Genomic DNA, 658 nt, shown 5'->3' on the forward strand with positions numbered 1-658 from the left:
TCCGCTAAATTTCCTTGGCTGGGAGAGGAGCGGAATCGCATGAAAGCATCGAAGTTCACGGAGGCGCAGAAGGCCTTCATCCTGAAGCAGGGCGAGCAAGGCACACCGGTCGCGGAGATCTGCCGCAAGGCCGGGATCAGCCAGGCGACATACTTCAACTGGAAGAAAAAATACGGGGGCCTTCTGCCGGACGAGATGCGCCGGCTGAAAGCGCTGGAGGACGAGAACACCCGGCTGAAGAAGATCGTGGCGGACCTGACGCTGGATCGGGAGATGCTTCAGGATGTCATCGGCGAAAGCTCTGAAGCCTGGCCGTTTGCGCGAGATTGTCACCGGGATGTGCGTCGATTGGGGGGTGTCGATCCGGAAGGCTTGTGGGGCCATCTGCTTCGACACATCCACCTACCACTACAAGTCCCGGCGGACGGATCAGGCTGCCGTCAAACGGCGGATCAAAGAGATCGCAGAGACGCGTGTGCGCTATGGCTACAGGCGCGTCCACGTGCTTCTGAGACGGGAGGGTTGGGTGATCAACATGAAGAAGACACGCAGGATTTACAACGAGTTGGGCCTGCAGCTCAGGAACAAGCACCCCAAGCGCCGGGTGAAGGCAAAGCTCAGAGAAGACCGTCAGGAAGCCGTCGGGCCTAACGATGTC

General features: G+C 59.4%; 1 pseudogene. It reads left to right on the forward strand.

Features of this window, described 5'->3' with window-relative positions:
- Positions 1–39: 39 nt before the first annotated feature.
- Positions 40–658 (forward strand): annotated as a pseudogene (locus ACFORG_RS20190) (transposase); the annotation flags it as partial.

The organism is Lutimaribacter marinistellae, assembly GCF_042648365.1.
GTDB lineage: Bacteria > Pseudomonadota > Alphaproteobacteria > Rhodobacterales > Rhodobacteraceae > Lutimaribacter_A > Lutimaribacter_A marinistellae.